This is a genomic window from Bacteroides sp. D1, from assembly GCF_000157095.2.
GTDB classification, from domain to species: Bacteria; Bacteroidota; Bacteroidia; order Bacteroidales; family Bacteroidaceae; genus Bacteroides; species Bacteroides xylanisolvens.
In genome coordinates this window covers 960,245-961,733 of the sequence record NZ_JH114350.1, presented here as the reverse complement: position 1 = coordinate 961,733, position 1,489 = coordinate 960,245, and the positions used below count along the sequence as shown (strand labels likewise).

Below are 1,489 nucleotides of genomic sequence, written 5' to 3'. Positions count from 1 at the left end.
TTCAGGATCTTGAAGTTTACGGTCATACTTTGGAGTTAGTCATAAAGGTTGGTAAATATTATTGTGACAATGTTTCTTGTCCGCAAAAAATATTCTGCGAACCGTTGTCTTTTCTGGCTCGTCGGTATGGTAGACGGAGCTATCTTGTTGAGGAACGCATCAGATCGATAAGCTTGGAACTTACTTCCCGAAAGGCCTCTTCTCTTTTGCAGCTGTTCCATATAACGGCCAGTAGCTCTTCCTGCTTACGCATCCTACAACAGTGCGGGCAACATAATCCTATGCATAATAAAAGTATTTATGTAGGTATTGATGATTTTGCCTATAAAAAAGGTAAGGATTATATGAGTGTGGTCGTAGACCAGATGACACACATGCCTATTGCTTTGTTAGAGGATAGAAGCGGAGAAGCGCTTGATAACTGGCTCGCCCGGAATCCTCAAATACAATATATAACGAGAGACCGTGGAAGATGTTTCACAGAGGCTATAAACAGAATAATCCCTGGTGTTACACAAATCTGCGACCGGTTCCATCTAACCAAGAATATGACGGACACAATGATACCGGAAATAGAGAAAATGATTCGTCAGACTAAGCAAAAGCTCAAATACGAATATCCTGACAGAGACACGGCTTCTTCGTTAATTCTTCAGGACATATTTAACATGGGAGATGTCCGACACAGAGAAAAATTGAAGATATACAGGGAAAGCCTGAACTTAAAAATGCAGGGGATGACCATTGAGCAGACAGCCGCACATTTAGGCAAGAAAAGTCGCTACATTTATAAGCTCATTCACAACAGGAGAATAGGGGCATACTTGAATGAGCAACAGAAGACAGCTCTTAAATATGTATCCGAACTGGCTACAATCATTAGTGCGGGCTGTATTACCCGAAATATATTGGCACAAAAAATGGGAAGTAAAATCAGTGGCGCACTTATTGGAAGGATAACATCCAGCTTGCGAAAAATGTATCAACAAAAGAGGAAAGAAGTCAAGGAGCATAATGAGAGCATTGAAAACGGAAGTAAAACACAGAGAGTTTCACAGAATCAGATACGCAAATACATTCTAAAGGGAGAATCGGATAATCCTAAACTAGCGGAACTGTATAAGTCCTCACCACAGATAAAAGAACTCTTAAGCGTGTGTCAGAATTTCAGAGATATGATTAATGGGAACACTTATGATAAGGATATTAGAAAGTGGATTGAAAAAGCGAAGGCAACACGGAATATGGCACTGACGAACTTTGCATATGGTATTGAAAAAGACTGGGAGGCAGTACAGGCAGCTATTGATATCCCCTTTAATAACGGATTACTGGAGGGGACAGTGAATAAAATTAAAGCGGTAAAAAGGCAGATGTACAATAGGGCAGGAAGTAAACTACTGAGAGCCAAGATTCTTTATTCACAATAGAAGAAGTACCACCAAATTTGACGAAGAACCTTGAAAAAAAAAAAACATCTGCCACCTGC

General features: G+C 40.1%; 1 protein-coding gene. It reads left to right on the top strand.

What is annotated here, in order from left to right:
- The coding region (locus BSAG_RS01225) for an ISL3 family transposase (RefSeq protein ID WP_008997772.1) at positions 1-1,430 on the top strand (1,430 nt) is incomplete at its 5' end.
- Positions 1,431-1,489: the final 59 nt, after the last annotated feature.